This window comes from Vibrio sp. 05-20-BW147 (genome assembly GCF_013369385.1).
Classification (GTDB): domain Bacteria; phylum Pseudomonadota; class Gammaproteobacteria; order Enterobacterales; family Vibrionaceae; genus Vibrio; species Vibrio floridensis.
This window is the reverse complement of the sequence record NZ_SZTO01000020.1, coordinates 14754-30983: the sequence shown is the minus strand read 5'-3', so window position 1 is coordinate 30983 and position 16230 is coordinate 14754. Positions and strand designations below refer to the sequence as shown.

At 49.3% G+C, this 16230-nt stretch carries 15 protein-coding genes; 4 read left to right on the top strand and 11 right to left on the bottom strand.

What is annotated here, in order from left to right:
* Positions 1-10: 10 nt before the first annotated feature.
* From ilvA to ilvG, 5 genes are read right to left on the bottom strand one after another with little or no spacing between them, the layout of a single operon-like run.
* A complete protein-coding gene (gene ilvA / locus FC652_RS16815; RefSeq protein ID WP_158123986.1) occupies positions 11-1540 on the bottom strand; it encodes a threonine ammonia-lyase, biosynthetic in 1530 nt (509 codons plus the stop codon).
* Positions 1541-1543: 3 nt separating this feature from the next.
* Positions 1544-3385, bottom strand: coding sequence for a dihydroxy-acid dehydratase (gene ilvD, locus FC652_RS16810; RefSeq protein WP_011079063.1), 1842 nt, complete (start codon positions 3383-3385; stop codon positions 1544-1546).
* Between the two features lie 12 nt (positions 3386-3397).
* A complete protein-coding gene (ilvE, locus tag FC652_RS16805; protein ID WP_011079064.1) occupies positions 3398-4336 on the bottom strand; it encodes a branched-chain-amino-acid transaminase in 939 nt (312 codons plus the stop codon).
* A gap of 11 nt (positions 4337-4347) precedes the next feature.
* A complete protein-coding gene (gene ilvM, locus FC652_RS16800; protein WP_011079065.1) occupies positions 4348-4632 on the bottom strand; it encodes an acetolactate synthase 2 small subunit in 285 nt (94 codons plus the stop codon).
* A gap of 11 nt (positions 4633-4643) precedes the next feature.
* Positions 4644-6290, bottom strand: coding sequence for an acetolactate synthase 2 catalytic subunit (gene ilvG, locus FC652_RS16795; protein ID WP_011079066.1), 1647 nt, complete (start codon positions 6288-6290; stop codon positions 4644-4646).
* Between the two features lie 469 nt (positions 6291-6759).
* Here ilvG and FC652_RS16790 point away from each other — a divergent pair, with 469 nt between their 5' ends.
* Complete coding sequence (locus FC652_RS16790; protein WP_176299489.1) at positions 6760-8283, top strand: YifB family Mg chelatase-like AAA ATPase; 1524 nt, start codon at positions 6760-6762, stop codon at positions 8281-8283.
* A 38-nt stretch (positions 8284-8321) separates the two neighbouring features.
* Here FC652_RS16790 and FC652_RS16785 read toward each other — a convergent pair whose 3' ends face one another.
* Positions 8322-9296, bottom strand: coding sequence for a DUF2860 domain-containing protein (locus FC652_RS16785; RefSeq protein WP_176299488.1), 975 nt, complete (start codon positions 9294-9296; stop codon positions 8322-8324).
* A gap of 142 nt (positions 9297-9438) precedes the next feature.
* On the opposite strand from FC652_RS16785, the gene FC652_RS16780 reads away from it, so the two are divergent.
* Positions 9439-10320 (top strand): acyltransferase, encoded by an 882-nt coding sequence (locus tag FC652_RS16780; protein ID WP_011151432.1) that lies wholly within the window; start codon positions 9439-9441, stop codon positions 10318-10320.
* A gap of 53 nt (positions 10321-10373) precedes the next feature.
* Here FC652_RS16780 and FC652_RS16775 read toward each other — a convergent pair whose 3' ends face one another.
* From FC652_RS16775 to FC652_RS16755, 5 genes are all read right to left on the bottom strand, one after another.
* Positions 10374-10979, bottom strand: a complete 606-nt coding sequence (locus FC652_RS16775; protein ID WP_011079070.1) for a thiol:disulfide interchange protein DsbA/DsbL — start codon at positions 10977-10979, stop codon at positions 10374-10376.
* Between the two features lie 32 nt (positions 10980-11011).
* Positions 11012-11998, bottom strand: a complete 987-nt coding sequence (locus FC652_RS16770) for a serine/threonine protein kinase (protein WP_013570881.1) — start codon at positions 11996-11998, stop codon at positions 11012-11014.
* A gap of 51 nt (positions 11999-12049) precedes the next feature.
* Entirely contained in the window at positions 12050-13471 is a 1422-nt protein-coding gene (ccoG, locus tag FC652_RS16765; protein WP_176299487.1) for a cytochrome c oxidase accessory protein CcoG, read from the bottom strand.
* A 275-nt stretch (positions 13472-13746) separates the two neighbouring features.
* Positions 13747-14013, bottom strand: a complete 267-nt coding sequence (locus FC652_RS16760) for a YihD family protein (RefSeq protein ID WP_011079073.1) — start codon at positions 14011-14013, stop codon at positions 13747-13749.
* Positions 14014-14131: 118 nt separating this feature from the next.
* On the bottom strand, positions 14132-14299 hold the full coding sequence (locus tag FC652_RS16755; protein ID WP_011079074.1) for a hypothetical protein: 168 nt from the start codon (positions 14297-14299) through the stop codon (positions 14132-14134).
* A gap of 316 nt (positions 14300-14615) precedes the next feature.
* Here FC652_RS16755 and FC652_RS16750 point away from each other — a divergent pair, with 316 nt between their 5' ends.
* Positions 14616-15410, top strand: a complete 795-nt coding sequence (locus FC652_RS16750) for a sporulation protein (RefSeq protein WP_043877352.1) — start codon at positions 14616-14618, stop codon at positions 15408-15410.
* Between the two features lie 152 nt (positions 15411-15562).
* Positions 15563-16207, top strand: a complete 645-nt coding sequence (locus FC652_RS16745) for a hemolysin III family protein (protein WP_176299486.1) — start codon at positions 15563-15565, stop codon at positions 16205-16207.
* Positions 16208-16230 lie beyond the last annotated feature (23 nt).

Below are 16230 nucleotides of genomic sequence, written 5' to 3'. Positions count from 1 at the left end.
TTTAACAGCATTAGGAAAGAAAGAAACGGTAGGATGGGTTATCCGTGACATCTTTGCATTGGTAGCCAAGTTCGCGCAAATGCGCCGAAAAGCGGGATAAATCACTCTCATCAAGCTCAAAACCACACAGTACGCGGCCATAATCGGCCCCATGGTTGCGGTAGTTAAATAGGCTAATGTTCCAGTGTGTTCCCAGTGTGCTCAGGAACTTAAGCAGTGCGCCTGGGTATTCTGGAAACTCAAAGCTGTATAAGCGCTCTTTGAGTGGTTTGGAGGGTTTACCGCCAATCATGTAGCGTACGTGCAGCTTGGCCATTTCATCCTCAGAAAGGTCCACCACTGGGTAGCCGCCTTCGCGTAAGTCGCGAATGATACCATCCAACTCCTCTTGACCATTTTGCAGACGAACACCGACAAAAATATTGGCCAGAGAGTCGTCGTTGTAACGGTAGTTGAACTCCGTCACCGCACGGCCACCAATCAAATGGCAGAACTCAAAAAATGCCCCTTTACGCTCTGGGATGGTCACCGCAAGCAAGCCTTCGCGTTTTTCACCCAGCTCACAACGCTCAGAAACATAACGCAAACCGTGGAAGTTGGTATTGGCACCCGAAAGCACGGTACCCAAGTTGCGCCCTTTGAGTTTGTGCTTCTCGGCATACTTTTTCAGCCCCGCCAGCGCCAGTGCACCGGAAGGCTCAGCAATCGCACGGGTGTCTTCGAAAATGTCTTTGACCGCCGCGCAGATTTCATCACTGGAGACGGTGACGTGATCGTCAATGTAGTGCTGGCATAGACGGAAAGTTTCATCGCCAATGCGTTTTACCGCCACACCATCAGCAAACATACTGACTTGATCCAGTACCACAGGCTCACCGGCATCCAATGCCGCCTTAAGGCAGGCTGAATCTTCAGGTTCCACCGCAATGACTTTGATCTCTGGCATCAGTTGTTTCACCAACACCGCCACACCAGCGGCTAAACCACCGCCCCCTACAGGGACGAAAATGTGGTCGAGATGGCCGTTTTGCTGCAGCATTTCCATGCCGATGGTGCCTTGCCCAGCAATCACTAAAGGATGATCGAAAGGCGGGACAAAAGTGTAGCCTTTCTCTTGAGAAAGGCGTTCGGCCTCGGCTTTGGCTTCATCGAAGTTGCTACCGTGCAAGACGACTTTGCCGCCAAAGCCGCGCACTGCGTCGACTTTGATATCCGGCGTCGTGCGAGGCATCACGATGGTGGTTTCAATGCCAAGGCGCGTGCCTGACAGAGCCATGCCTTGCGCATGGTTGCCCGCAGAAGCGGCAATCACCCCCGCGTCCTTCTGCGCTTGAGACAGATTGGCCACCATATTGTAAGCACCACGCAATTTAAACGAATGCACCGGCTGGCGGTCTTCACGTTTGATCTGCACATTGTTGCCAATACGTGCCGATAAACGCGGCATCTCTTGCAAGGGGGTGACGGTCGCCACTTCATACACAGGAGCGCGTAGTATCTGGCGCAGGTAGTCTGCGCCAGTTTGTTGGGTTAATGACATTGCTTAGCCCTCAAGCTTTGACTTGTCTCTTACCGCGCCTTTATCGGCACTGGTTGCCATGCTGGCGTAGGCTTTCAGCGCGAACGACACTTCGCGTTGGCGAGAGACGGGTTTCCAGCCAAGCGCGTCTTGTTCTGCTCGGCGCTCTGCCATTTCTTGATCGGAAACTTGCAGAGAAATCGTGCGATTTGGAATGTCGATGGCAATCAAGTCGCCCTGTTTGACCAAACCGATCGCGCCACCGTTGGCCGCTTCAGGTGAGGCGTGGCCGATAGAAAGACCCGATGTGCCGCCAGAGAAACGTCCGTCGGTCAGTAGTGCACACGCTTTGCCTAGACCCATCGATTTCAAATACGTGGTAGGGTAGAGCATCTCTTGCATGCCTGGGCCGCCTTTCGGACCTTCGTAGCGAATCACCACCACATCGCCCGCTTTGACTTTGCCCCCCAAGATACCTTCCACCGCGTCTTCTTGGCTTTCAAAAACCACAGCAGGGCCAGTGAATTTAAGAATGCTCTCATCCACACCCGCCGTCTTAACGATACAGCCATCCAGCGCAATATTGCCTTTGAGGACAGCGAGGCCACCATCTTGGCTAAAGGCGTTTTCTTTGGTGCGAATACAGCCTTGGGCACGATCGTCATCCAAGGTATCCCAGCGGCAATCTTGCGAGAACGCTTGAGTGGTACGAATACCCGCAGGGCCTGCACGGTAGAAGCGTTTCACTTCTTCCGAATCGGTCAGCATGATGTCGTATTGGGCAAGCTGTTCTTCCCAAGTGAGGCCAAGCACCGTTTTCGATTGATTGTGCAGTAGGCCCGCTCGGTTAAGTTCGCCCAAAATACCGACCACGCCACCTGCGCGGTGCACATCTTCCATGTGGTATTTCTGGGTTGATGGCGCCACTTTACATAGGTGAGGCACCATGCGTGACATGCGATCGATGTCTGTCATGTCAAAATCCACCTCACCTTCTTGCGCTGCAGCTAAGAGGTGTAAAACGGTGTTGGTTGAACCGCCCATGGCGATGTCTAGCGCCATGGCGTTTTCAAACGCGGCTTTGGTCGCAATGTTGCGTGGCAGTGCGCTTTCATCATCTTGTTCGTAGTAACGCTTGGTCAGTTCAACGATACGTTGGCCTGCACTGATAAACAGTTGTTTACGATCGGCATGCGTTGCGAGCAAAGAGCCGTTACCTGGCTGAGAAAGGCCAAGCGCTTCGGTGAGACAGTTCATCGAGTTGGCGGTGAACATGCCTGAGCAGGATCCACAGGTAGGGCAAGCACTGCGCTCGATCTGTTCGCTCTGCTCATCCGAGACTTTAGGATCCGCGCCTTGGATCATGGCGTCGACCAGATCCAGCTTGATGATCTGATCCGAAAGCTTGGTTTTGCCCGCTTCCATTGGTCCACCCGAGACAAAGATCACCGGGATATTAAGGCGCATTGACGCCATCAGCATTCCCGGGGTGATTTTGTCACAGTTGGAGATACACACCATGGCATCGGCACAGTGCGCGTTGACCATGTACTCCACCGAGTCGGCAATCAATTCACGAGAAGGCAGTGAATAAAGCATGCCTCCGTGGCCCATAGCGATACCATCATCCACCGCGATGGTGTTGAATTCTTTGGCAATACCGCCTGCTGCTTCAATTTCTCTCGCCACCAATTGACCCAGGTCTTTCAGGTGCACGTGGCCCGGTACGAACTGGGTAAAGGAGTTGACCACGGCAATAATCGGTTTGCCGAAGTCTTCATCTTTTACGCCCGTAGCACGCCATAGTGCGCGCGCACCGGCCATATTGCGACCATGAGTGGTGGTGGCTGATCTGTATTTAGGCATTCTGTTGTCTCCCTACTTCTTCTCTGGGTACACGTAATCTAACCAGCCCCACTTATCTTCGGTGGTGCCATTGAATAAGCCAAAGTACGCTTCTTGAACCGCTTTGGTGATTGGGCCGCGTTTGCCTGCGCCCACTTGAATTTGATCGACACTACGCACCGGAACCACTTCTGCAGCTGTGCCCGTCATAAAGACTTCGTCTGCCAAGTAGAGGGCTTCACGTGCGATGTTGGCTTCACGGACTTCATAACCCATCTCTCGCGCGAGTGTCATGATTGAGTCACGAGTGATGCCAGGGAGAATCGCAGCCGTCGCTGGTGGTGTGGTGATGACGCCATTTTTGATCACGAAAATGTTTTCACCGGCACCTTCTGAAAGGTAACCATCAACACTTAATGCAATCCCTTCGGCATAGCCATGTCGACGTGCTTCACCACCAACCAGTAGAGAAGAGAGGTAGTTACCGCCTGCTTTCGCTGCGGTTGGAATTGTGTTTGGCGCAGCGCGGTTCCAGCTGGATACCATGGCATCAACGCCATTTTCCAACGCCTCTTCCCCTAAGTAAGAGCCCCAAGGGAAGGCGGCAATGATCAGATCCATTTCGGTATCAGTGGGAGGACAAACGCCCAAGCCTACGTTGCCAACAAACGCTAGTGGGCGAATGTAGGCATTATCCAGCTTGTTTTGACGCAGAGTTTCGCGAGTCGCTTCCATGATCTCTTCCACCGAAAAGGGGATTGGGAAGCGGTAAATTTTGGCAGAATCTTTCAGACGCTGCGCATGTTCTTGGTGACGGAAGACAATCGGCCCTTTTGGCGTGTTGTAACAGCGAACCCCTTCAAATACCGAGGTGCCGTAGTGCATGGCGTGAGTCAGAACGTGTACATTCGCTTCTGCCCAGGGAACCATCTTGCCATTAAACCAGATATAATCTGCTGTTTTCGTTGCCATTATTGCCTTCCTTATGCACTTACGTGTTGTTGTAGATTGTTGTTAGGGAGTTCGTCGTTACGAATCTTCATCACCTCAACACTACGAATATCCCATAATTTTTCAATTTGATTGGTGAGAAATGAGATAGGGCGATCGCTGTCTACGATGATTTCGACACTGGCGACCTTGCTCTCATGGTTTTGCGTCGCAGCAACTTGTTTGATGACAAAGCCGCGGTGGCGAATGACACGGAGAACACGCTCTAACAGCACGGGTTTGTCATCGGCTTTGATGTCTAATAAATAACGTTCCATCAGTGGCTCTCCTAGGTGTTTTCCAACATATCACTGTTTGACGCACCTGGCGGTACCAGCGGCCACACATTTTCTTCTTCATCAATCAACACATGCAGCAAGTAAGATGTTTTGCTTGCGAGCATCTCTTTAAGTGCTGGTTCCACTTCTTCTTTCTTGGTAATGGTTTTGCCCGGAATATCGAAGGCTTTCGCCAACATGACGAAATCAGGGTTGTCATCAAGGATGGTTTCACTGTGACGACCATCGAAGAACAGCGATTGCCACTGACGCACCATGCCAAGACGTTGGTTGTTCAACAACACGATTTTGACTGGGATTTGGCGGCGCTTCAGCGTGCCTAATTCTTGGATGTTCATCATGATTGAGCCATCACCAGAGATCAGCACTGATTGTGCATCCGGTCTTGCTACCGCTGCGCCCATCGCCGCTGGCAAGCCAAAACCCATGGTGCCAAGGCCCGCTGAGGTAATGAAATTTTGTGGCTCGCGTGGCTGAATGTGCTGCGCTGCCCACATCTGATGTTGGCCTACGTCGGTGGAGACGATGGTGTTGTCCGGCATCAGATCGGAAAGTTGCTTGAGCAGCCCCGGCGCGTAGATGAGCTCTCCCGGGTGGTCGTAACGCCATTTGAAGCCGCTGCGTAAGCTTTCACAGTGATGAACCCAAGGAGAAATATCACGTGTCAGTTCTAACTGAGGCAGGATGACATTGATATCGCCGCGCAACGGAGCGTTGGCATGACGCAGTTTATTGATTTCTGCCGCGTCGATATCAATGTGGATCACTTTGGCGTGAGGGGCGAAGGTTTCTAATTTGCCCGTCACACGGTCATCAAAACGTGCACCTACCACCAGCAAAAGATCCGCTTCTTGCACCACGAGGTTGGCCGCTTTGGTGCCATGCATGCCGAGCATGCCCAAATAGTGAGGGTCGTGACGTTCGATGGTGCCTAACCCTTTTAAGGTGCTGACGGCAGGCATTGGGTTGAGGCGTAAAAATTCGCGTACCGTGTGGGTCGCTTTAGCCAGTTGCACACCACCACCGACGTATAACACCGGGCGGGTGGATTGATCGAGAAGCGTTTGGGCTCGAGCCACATCAACTTGGCTGACTTGGGGTAATGCTGGAGGCGTAAAAGGAGGAAGCAATTCAACAGGCGCTTTTGCAAGCTGGACGTCTTTGGCGATATCGACAATCACTGGGCCCGGTCGTCCGGTTTTGGCCACTTCAAAGGCTTCTGCCAAGGTTGGGGCCAGCTCGTTGATGTCGGTCACTAGGTAACTGTGTTTAGTACACGATAGCGACATACCAATCACATCCATTTCTTGGAATGCATCGGTGCCGATATGAGAACTGGCAACCTGACCGGTGATGGCAACTAACGGCACTGAATCAAGAAAGGCATCGGCTAAACCGGTGACAAGGTTGGTGGCTCCGGGACCCGATGTGGCCATACACACTGCAACATCCTGCGTGGCTCGCGCCATCCCAATCGCTGCCATCGCAGCCCCTTGTTCATGACGACACAAAATGTGTTCAACACCACCGTCATACAAGGCATCGTAGATTGGCATGATGGCACCACCAGGGTAACCAAACACGGTTTTGATGCCTTGCTGTTTTAATGCGGCAACGACTAACTCTGCTCCTGTCATCGTTGGCCTCCTTGGCTACTCTTTTGGTTGTAGCCGTTTCCATACATCTTGCACATAGCGTGCGCTCCCATACTTCCCGTCATTTCTGAACTGTCTAAAAGTGATTCAATCAGTTTAGAACTTCACCAACCCATGGCTGAAAAAAAACCCCCGAACTTTTCAGTGCGGGGGTTTGTAAATCTAGTGGTTATTTTGCGCCCACTCTCCCCCGCGCGGTGCTAATGAGGACCACGATAATCAGGTTAATCAGAGAGTTAATTTGAGCGGCAAAGTTCATCTGTCTGTCGTTAAAATGTTGTGTAATGTTCTACGAAATTGTTTGCGTCACTAGTGGTAACACACAAAACTGTTTCGTGACAAGCAAAAAGTCATTCTTTTTTCACATTTAAGCCTCATCGCTTCACGCTATATAACAGTTCTGTATAAAAAAGCTTGTATTTATAGAACAACTAAAATTGAAGAGGCAGTGATGGGGTTGGCGATTATTCATAGCCGCGCCAGTGTGGGCGTAGAAGCGCCTTCAGTGAGCGTGGAAGTGCACATCAGTAACGGCTTACCGGGATTTACCTTGGTGGGGTTGCCGGAAACCACCGTGAAGGAGTCAAAAGATCGCGTACGCAGTGCGATCGTCAACAGTAACTTCCAATTTCCTGCCAAGCGGATCACCGTCAACTTGGCACCTGCCGATCTGCCCAAAGAAGGGGGACGTTTTGACTTGCCGATCGCACTTGGCATTTTGGCCGCTTCCGAGCAGATCTCAGTTCAGTTTCTCCAGCAACATGAATTTATCGGTGAGTTAGCCTTAAGTGGTGAGCTGCGAGCGGTGAAAGGGGTCCTGCCAGCCGCACTTGCCGCCAAAGGGGTCTCCCGCAGTTTGGTGGTGCCTCATGCTAATGGGGATCAAGCCGCCTTGGTTGGCAAAAACATGCATAAATCGGCGTGCTCACTGATTGAAGTTTGTGCTTACTTATGTGGTCAGCAAGCGCTGGCTTTGCATCAGGCGCCTCAGCGAGAAAAACCCGCGCAACATCATCGTGACTTACAAGACATCATAGGCCAGCAGCAAGGTAAGCGTGCGTTGGAGATTGCCGCTGCGGGCAATCACAATTTACTGTTTTTAGGGCCTCCAGGGACGGGTAAAACCATGCTGGCGTCACGTTTGCGAGATTTGTTGCCTGAAATGAGTGAGGAAGAAGCGATGGAAACGGCGGCGGTGGCTTCTTTAACACAAAGTGATATCAACGAGCACAATTGGAAGCAGCGGCCATTTCGTGCGCCGCATCACTCGAGTTCTATGGCGGCGTTGGTGGGCGGTGGAACCATTCCACGTCCTGGAGAAATCTCACTCGCACACAACGGCTTACTGTTTTTGGATGAGATGCCGGAATTTGAGCGTAAAGTGCTCGATTCAATGCGCGAGCCGCTAGAGTCGGGGGAAATCATCATTTCACGAGCGCAAGGTAAAACCCGTTTTCCCGCTCGCTTTCAGTTGGTCGGAGCGCTGAATCCGAGCCCCACGGGCTATTACGAAGGGAACCAAGCTCGCGCCAATCCTCAGGCGATTTTGCGTTATTTAGGCCGTTTATCGGGTCCACTTTTGGATCGTTTTGATATGTCACTCGAGATCCCCGCATTACCCAAAGGCACATTGGCGGAAGGGGGGGAGCGAGGTGAACCAACGGCGGTGGTGAAGGCGCGAGTGGCGCAGGCGAGAGAGCGAATGCAGCATCGTAATGGCAAGGTGAATGCCCTATTGGGCAGCCGAGAAATCGAAGCGTTTTGTCCACTAAGTAAGCAGGATGCCGAGTTTCTTGAAACTGCGTTGCACCGTTTGGGGTTATCGATTCGCGCTTATCACCGCATCATTAAAGTGGCGCGAACCATTGCCGATTTAGAAGGCGCACCTCAGATAACGCGTGCGCACTTAGCCGAAGCACTCGGTTATCGGGCGATGGATCGCTTGCTCAAACAGCTCACTCTGCAAGCGGTTTAATTGTGGTAAACCCTAGATTAAACCGCATTGGCGATGAGTTAAAACTTGTAGTTTACGCCGACCGAAAGTAAGTAATCACTCTGCTCGTAAAACTCAATATTGGAGTCGGTTTGGTTGTACCCAGCCAGAGCAACGAAAGACCAATCGGAGGAAGAGAAAAGTTGGGCATACTCATAAGCAAGAAATAGACTGAGCTGTTGGTCTTCACGCGTTTTGCCAAACAGTTGACTGGCGGCTTGATAATCTTGCACTTTATAACCTGCGGTTAGAACTAAGCGGTGTTTAGCAAACAGATTAAACCAACTCACTTCAGCCCCGAGTGAATCATAAGAGGCCGCTTTGCCATCCGCTTGATGCTTTAAGTAAACCACAGCGGGCTGAACAAAGCTGGTGGGTTTGAGTCGGTAGCGGTAATCCAGTTTGGCGTAATAACTCTCTCCATCACGTTTGAGGCTTGGATCGGTGATGGTGTCTTTCTCCAGTTCTTTGGTGCCATATGCGGTGTCGAGGTTAACATTGCCACCCCAGAGGTTGTGAAACTGCAGTCGGTACGCAATACCACTTTCATCGGTGACCGTGCGTTTTTGGTTGAGCAGATAAGGATCTTGCCAAGTTTCTCCTGACATCACGGTTGGCAACAATGAAAAATCAATCACCACGCCAGAGCTCAATTGGTATTGATAACCTAACTCAAAGGCCAGGGTACCAACAGCAATGTCCTCTCTTGCGGTACCGAGGTAAAACTGCTGTTCGAGCTGCTGACCAAAGGTGTAAGCGATGTTCCCCAATGGAGCAAACAGAGCGGCACCTTCGCGGCTGGCGCTGTTTGAGTAGTTGCTGATGGTTGCATCCGTTTCCGTATTAAAGTGTGACTGAGAGGCGCCATAGCCAGTCAGTAGTGAGATTTCCCCACTAAACCCTGCGGTGTCACTCAGTCCTGCTTGCGCCATATGACTGAATATCAGTGCGGTGGTGATTAAGATTCGGTTTTTCATTGCAGATCCTTGAGCCATTCATCCTGACGAGGGTGGTTTGCCACAGTTTCGGTCACAAACTAATCTGACCATTTTGACAAAGATTCCAAACTGGGCCGGGAGCAGTATAATTACACGCTGTTTTTTTCTTCATCGAATATAAGAGTTTTCGAACATCACTATGTTGGCATATCTGTTACTTTTTATTAACGTTTTTTTGGTCATTCTTAATTCTGCAATGTGCTCGATGACGATCTGCTTGATTGCGATCGTCAAACTGGTCTTGCCGACTCAAGGGCTGAAAGCGAAAGCAACCGATGCGGCCAACAAAATGATGTGGTTGTGGGCGACGATAAACGCGGTGATTCTCGCTCTGTTTAACCGCATAGAATGGGATATCGAAGGCGGCGAAGGGCTGAAAAAAGAGGGATGGTATCTGATGATCAGTAATCATCTGAGCTGGACTGATATTGTGGTGTTGTGTTGCGTGTTTAAGGATCGTATTCCCATGCCCAAGTTCTTCCTCAAGCAACAACTGCTGTACGTGCCCTTTATTGGTATGGCTTGTTGGGCATTGGACATGCCGTTTATGCGCCGTTATTCCCGGGAATACTTGATCCGTCACCCAGAAAAGCGCGGACAGGATTTAGCAACGACACGTCGTTCTTGTGAGAAGTTTCGCCATACGCCCACCACCGTAGTCAACTATGTGGAAGGCACTCGCTTTACGACTGAAAAGCGTAAAAAAAGTAACGCGGGGTATGATTATTTGCTGCAGCCGAAATCCGGCGGTATCGCTTATACACTCGCGGCGATGGGTGAGCAGTTTGATCATATTATCGATGTGACGTTAGCCTACCCGCAAAATACCGATAAACCTTTCCAAGATATGTTAATGGGTCGGATGCGCAAAGTGGTTGTAAAGATTCGTTTGCTGCCGGTGGATGATCAGGTTAAAGGGGATTACTTCAACGATAAGCCGTATAAACGCCAATTTCAGCTCTGGTTAGGAGATGTTTGGCAAGAAAAAGATCAGTTGTTGAAAGAGATCCACAAAGGATAAACATCAGGGAGCACAACGGCTCCCTGTTTTGTTGGTGAGTTTTTGTTGGGTGTTTACTGTTTTTTCAGCAGGAAGTTCACCAGTTCGAAATACTCATCCATGGTTTTGATGCCTTGAGCCTGCACCAGGTATTTGTTGTTTACAATCACCGCAGGTACACCAGAAAGGCCACTGTCTTTAAACTGCTTGTCAAAACGGCGCACCATCGAATCCACAGCGAAACCGTTAAAGGCGGCATCGAATTTATTCGCATCAACGCCTTCATCAAGGAAGATCTGGCGCAGTTCCGCGTCATCTTTTGGCGCTTTACGCATGTTGTGGATGCGGTTGAACATCACTGGCACCATTTTGTCTTCGACTTTAAGTGCGATCATGGTGGCGTACGCTTTGCTCATTGACGGCCCCATCGCACCACCCATAAAGGAAACGTGGTTTTTTTGCAGTTTTACCCCTTCCGGCAACTGTGCTTTGAGTTGCTGGATGATAGGTTCGAACGTATTACAGTGCGGGCAGTAGAAAGAGAAAAACTCACTTACCATGGGCTTTTTAGAAACTTGCGTATCCAGCACCTTGTAGTGTTCACCTTCTTTAAATTGGGTTGCTGCGTTGGCTGTCAGGCTGAGTAACAGCATCGAAAAAAACGCGAACAGTTTCTTCATCTATTTATTTCTCCGTTATGTTATTGAGGCAGTTACCATTGTGGCATCAATGAAAGAGGGGGTTCTTCCAATGCGGCGATTTGTTCTTTAAACGCCAATACCTGACCTTCCCAGTATTTTGGCTCATTAAACCAAGGAAAAGCGAGTGGGAACGCAGGGTCTTGCCATCGTTTTGCTAACCATGCCATATAATGCACCATTCGTAGACCACGCAAAGGCTCGATCAGTTTCAACTCTTGGTGCGAAAAATCACTAAATTCGCCATACGACTCCAGTAAAATGTCGAGTTGCATGAGCTTTTCTTGGCGATCACCATTGAGCAACATCCAGAGATCTTGAACCGCTGGCCCATTGCGTGCGTCATCTAAATCAACAAACATCGGTCCATCACGCCATAAAATATTGCCGGGATGACAATCACCGTGCAAGCGGATGGATTGAGTGTTTTTTGGCCACTGCGCTTCGATGGCGGCGATGAGTCGGTCGAGATCCTGAAAGAAGCTGTTCTCTAAATGCATCGGGATCATGTTGCATTGTTGCAGGAGTGCGCGTGGCTGATAGAGGTACTCATCTAGCCCTATGCTAGGTCGGTGCTGGAATCTCTGTTTTGCACCCACTTGGTGAATTCGACCGAGGAAGCGGCCAACCCACTCGAGTTGATCGAGATTATCCACTTCAAATTGACGGCCACCGACGCTGTTGAACAAGGCAAATTGGTAGCCTTGATAATGATGTAGGGTAGCACCGTTGATGTTGACCGGCGCGGCGACAGGAATGTCATTTTCCACCAGCTCTTGAGTGAACTGATGTTCTTCAACAATTTGTGCCGGCGTCCAACGCTCTGGGCGATAAAACTTCACCACAAAACGGCGACGCTCTTCATCGGTAAACTGGTATACGCGGTTTTCATAGCTGTTGAGAGGCAATAAGCCTGATTCAGCGCGAATGCCGATGCTCTCAAGGGCATACCACATAAAATCGGGCGTTAATGCGTCAAAATTGAATGCGCCTAGCGACATAGTAAATAAAAAGGCTCATTGCTGAGCCTTTGTCCATGAATTGGGTTGAAGTTACAGTTTCTTGATGAAACGGCTTTCTACTTCAATGGTGAAGTCGTTGCTCTTGTCGTCCAGTATAAACTGAATCGTGCTAATTGGAGAGGAGAGCTTCTCGGGATCCACGCCAAGACTTAATGGTAAATTGAGAACTTCGCCTGGGTTGACCTGAATGGTTTGCTTACCATACCAAGTTGCCTCACTGAGCCCCTTAACATCCAAGTGATATTCTTGCACTTGTTGTGTTTTGTTGATGATTTTGAGGGTGTAGGTGTTTTCCACTTCACCGGCGCTGTTGACGCGGAACAACTGGTTGCGATCGCGAATCACGCTGAGACCAGCAGGGTCAACGGCAGCAATTTGTGCGAAGAACAAACCCAACATCACCAGCAATACCAAGCCATAACCGATCAACTTGGGTCGCATGACTTTGGTGTGTTTCCCAGACAGACGATGCTCGGTGGTGTAGTTGATCAGCCCTTTTTCATAGCCCATTTTATCCATGGTGGTATTACAGGCATCGATACACGCACCACAGTTAATACACTCGTATTGCAGGCCATCACGAATATCAATCCCCGTTGGGCACACTTGCACACACAGATCGCAGTCAATACAGTCACCTAACCCGAGCTGCTTCGGATCGGCTTTGCGTGAACGTGGGCCACGCTGCTCGCCGCGCTGACTGTCATAACCGACGATAAAGGTGTCTTTATCAAACATCGCTGATTGGAAGCGCGCGTAAGGACACATGTGCAAACAAACGATAGAGCGCATCCAACCTGCGTTGGCGTAAGTACAGATGGCAAAGAACATCACCCAGAAAACAGGCCAGAAGCTGGCGTTAAAGGTAAAGAAATCCACCACCAGTTCACGCACCGGGACAAAATAACCGACGAAGGTGAAGCCTGTCGCGAGCGCGATGGCAAACCACGCGACATGCTTTGCGCTTTTTCGCATGGCGAGATTGGGCGTCAGTTTGCCGGAATCTTGCTTGCGGCGTTTGTTGGCGCTGCCCTCGAGTTTCTCTTCAAACCAGATGTACATAAAGGTCCAAACGGTTTGTGGGCATAAGTAGCCACACCACACTCGGCCCAAAAACGTAGTGATGAAAAACAGACCAAAGGCGGCAATCATAAACAGCAAGGCCAGCAAGGTCAGGTCTTGTGGGTAGAGCGTGGTGCCGAAGAAGTTGAACTGTTGGCTACCGATATCCAACAGAATCGCTTGACGATCGCCGTAGGAAATCCATGGAGTTAAGGTAAATAGCAGCAGCAAAAACCAGCCACCATATCGGCGCAGTTTTTGGAATGTGCCTTTACTCTCACGTACGTAAATGCGGTTATTTGGGTTAAACCGATCCCCCTTACCTTTGTGGGTCTTGGGATTAAAGGTTTTCGGAGTCACATCTTTGATATCGATTTTATCCTGACTCATGGATTGATCCTTCTTAGGCTTTAATGGCGCAATTTCTCTTGGTTTGCGCTCACTGACTTTGCTCACAAATGCCGATGTGTTTATACACAATAAGGCTTTGCTAATATTTTAGTAAAAACTGATGGACGACGATTATACAATCAATAACATTTGTATTTCTTTAAGGCTATCAACCTTTAACAACAAAAAGCAGGACAATTAACGCAATTTTTCGCTGAACAGTGGCAGAAAATAAAAAAGCGACCAGAAGGTCGCTTAGTGAATGAGTTGTTAACTTATTTAATGATACCGCGTGCGCGTAGAATCGCTGTTTTGAAATCATCTTCTTGGTCTTTTTTCAGGCCTGGAATCATTTCATCTTTCGCACTGTTACGCATTTTTAGGTGGTAGATCAGAACATCGTCAGTCAGCTCTTCTAGCTTGCCGTGATAACCCGCTTCGCCCGCTAGCTTGACGATAAACTGCAGTAAATTCATCTCTTGGTCTTTTTGCCATTCAGGCTCAAGCAACTCGAGCAGCTCTTCAATACGGTGACACTTCATTTCTTTCTCCACAAATTTTATAGGTCTTTGGTGTAAAGGTATCAAATTGCTTGGCGAAGCAAAATAACAAACCGAGTGGAGAGAAAGAAAAAAGCGCAGCGATGGCTGCGCTTTTTAATTAAGCGGCTTGAACGACTTTAGCCGGAGTCTGCGGCATAAGTGCATTTTTCTCGACCAAGGTCATACCTGAAGCCGTTTTTTTGCTTGTCGGAGCTGCTGCAAAGCCGCTACGACGACGCATCGCACTGCGATTGGTGTGCGAGAACCTGACTGTTGTTGGGCGCATTAAGTTACCTAACTGTCAGGCATATCCATTGCCAATGTAATGGCCTACATTTTTATGAGTTGAGCTTCAGTTGAGTGAAGGTTGGCTCTTTCTGGCTTTCGCCAATCCAAATAAAAGTGTAGGAATAATGATATGCATGCATATCGAACATAGAGTAGCACCGTTATGGTGATCGATCGATAGTTGAGCAGTGGCAGCGATAAAAAAATGTCTGCAAAACGTTACAGTATTGATAAATATCCGATGAGATGTGAGCTAGATAGTAGTACTCAATCAGACATTATCAGTACTATCAGAACAGCAGCAGGAGGTGCGTATGTCATTTTTGAAGAAAACCCTCGCCAGTTTTGGTATTGGAAGCGCGAAAGTCGATTCCATCTTACAGCAAGAAGTGCTTTACCCTGGTCAAGCGGCCAATATTAAGGTGCATGTTTATGGCGGTTCGAGCGAGCAAGAGATCGACAATATTCATTTGAAGCTGTGTTGTCGTTACATTGCGGAAGTGAAAGAAGATCGCGGCAGCAGCTCTCAAGGGCAGCAAACTCGCCGTGTGCCACAAAGTCATGTGCTGGCCAGCTGGAGTCTGCCATACGCGTTTGTCATCAAACCGAGTGAAGAGCGGGTGTTTGATGTCGCATTAGACATTCCGTTCAACACCCCGATTACCATTGGTGATGCCAAAGTGTGGTTGGAAACTGGTTTGGATATCGCTTTGGCGATTGACCCAACAGACAAAGACATTCTCACCGTACGGCCTGATCCTATGATGGACGGCATTTTTACCGCTTTGGAAGAGCAAGGGCTGCGTATTCGCCAAGTGGAGTGTGAGGAAGTGAAAGGCTTTGAACTGCCCTTTGTGCAAGAGTTCGAGTTTGTCCCAACTACAGGGCCATTTCATGGTCGTTGGCGTGAGCTGGAAGTGGTGGCTTATCGTTCCCCAAATGAGCTGAAGTTGTGGTTTGAAATTGATCGCCATCGTGAAGGGGGAAGAGGCATGCTGGCCAGCTTGTTGGGGTTAGGAAAACTACAGCGTGAGTTGGTGTTACCACTGAACTTATCGGCAAAACAGGCGGGAGAGACAGTGCTGGGTTATTTAGAAGAAACGACCTAGCATTCACTAACATGATGATGGTAAAGCGAAAAAGACGCCCTCATTTTAAGCAGACATCAAATAACCAAAATTTAACCTTTTTAGCTTACACGTGTAAGCTAATTGTGACATACTAGAGCAACTATTCCATTAGAGGTTTCAGTGTATTTGCTATGTCAGTCAGTCAATATAGTGTGCGTGAAGAAGTGGCGAATGCAGTCACACACGGGTTAGGCATGATTTTTGGTATTGTTGGCTTGGTGATGCTGTTGGTGAAAGCCACGGAGCACCATGCAGACGGGCTGACCATTGCCAGCATGGCGATTTACGGGTCGAGCATCATTGTGCTGTTTTTGGCCTCGACGCTTTACCATGCCATTCCTCATCCTAAGGCGAAACGTTGGCTCAAAACCTTTGACCACAGTGCGATTTATCTGCTCATTGCGGGCAGTTATACCCCATTCCTGTTGGTGAGTTTACGCACGCCTTTGGCGATCGGCTTAATGATTGTGATTTGGTCGATAGCCTTGTTGGGCATCATTATGAAAGTGGCGTTTGTCTATCGCTTTAAGCGCTTCTCTTTGGTGAGTTATCTGTTGATGGGTTGGTTGTCACTGATTGTGATCTACCAACTGGCGATCTCATTAGACATTGGAGGCTTGACACTGCTCGCCGCGGGTGGATTGATTTATTCGCTTGGGGTTATTTTCTATGTAGCCAAGAAGATCCCCTACAATCATGCCATTTGGCACTGTTTTGTATTGGCTGGTTGTGTGTGTCACTTCCTAGCGATTTATCTTTATGTGAGCCCGGTTTAAACCGGGTTCTTTGTTTTGGGGCT

Coding starts and splice junctions, on each gene's coding strand:
- ilvA (WP_158123986.1), bottom strand. CDS start 1,540: ATGTCATTAACCCAACAAACTGGCGCAGACTACCTGCGCCAGATACTA.
- ilvD (WP_011079063.1), bottom strand. CDS start 3,385: ATGCCTAAATACAGATCAGCCACCACCACTCATGGTCGCAATATGGCC.
- ilvE (WP_011079064.1), bottom strand. CDS start 4,336: ATGGCAACGAAAACAGCAGATTATATCTGGTTTAATGGCAAGATGGTT.
- ilvM (WP_011079065.1), bottom strand. CDS start 4,632: ATGGAACGTTATTTATTAGACATCAAAGCCGATGACAAACCCGTGCTG.
- ilvG (WP_011079066.1), bottom strand. CDS start 6,290: ATGACAGGAGCAGAGTTAGTCGTTGCCGCATTAAAACAGCAAGGCATC.
- FC652_RS16790 (WP_176299489.1), top strand. CDS start 6,760: ATGGGGTTGGCGATTATTCATAGCCGCGCCAGTGTGGGCGTAGAAGCG.
- FC652_RS16785 (WP_176299488.1), bottom strand. CDS start 9,296: ATGGCTCAAGGATCTGCAATGAAAAACCGAATCTTAATCACCACCGCA.
- FC652_RS16780 (WP_011151432.1), top strand. CDS start 9,439: ATGTTGGCATATCTGTTACTTTTTATTAACGTTTTTTTGGTCATTCTT.
- FC652_RS16775 (WP_011079070.1), bottom strand. CDS start 10,979: ATGAAGAAACTGTTCGCGTTTTTTTCGATGCTGTTACTCAGCCTGACA.
- FC652_RS16770 (WP_013570881.1), bottom strand. CDS start 11,998: ATGTCGCTAGGCGCATTCAATTTTGACGCATTAACGCCCGATTTTATG.
- ccoG (WP_176299487.1), bottom strand. CDS start 13,471: ATGAGTCAGGATAAAATCGATATCAAAGATGTGACTCCGAAAACCTTT.
- FC652_RS16760 (WP_011079073.1), bottom strand. CDS start 14,013: ATGAAGTGTCACCGTATTGAAGAGCTGCTCGAGTTGCTTGAGCCTGAA.
- FC652_RS16755 (WP_011079074.1), bottom strand. CDS start 14,299: ATGCGCCCAACAACAGTCAGGTTCTCGCACACCAATCGCAGTGCGATG.
- FC652_RS16750 (WP_043877352.1), top strand. CDS start 14,616: ATGTCATTTTTGAAGAAAACCCTCGCCAGTTTTGGTATTGGAAGCGCG.
- FC652_RS16745 (WP_176299486.1), top strand. CDS start 15,563: ATGTCAGTCAGTCAATATAGTGTGCGTGAAGAAGTGGCGAATGCAGTC.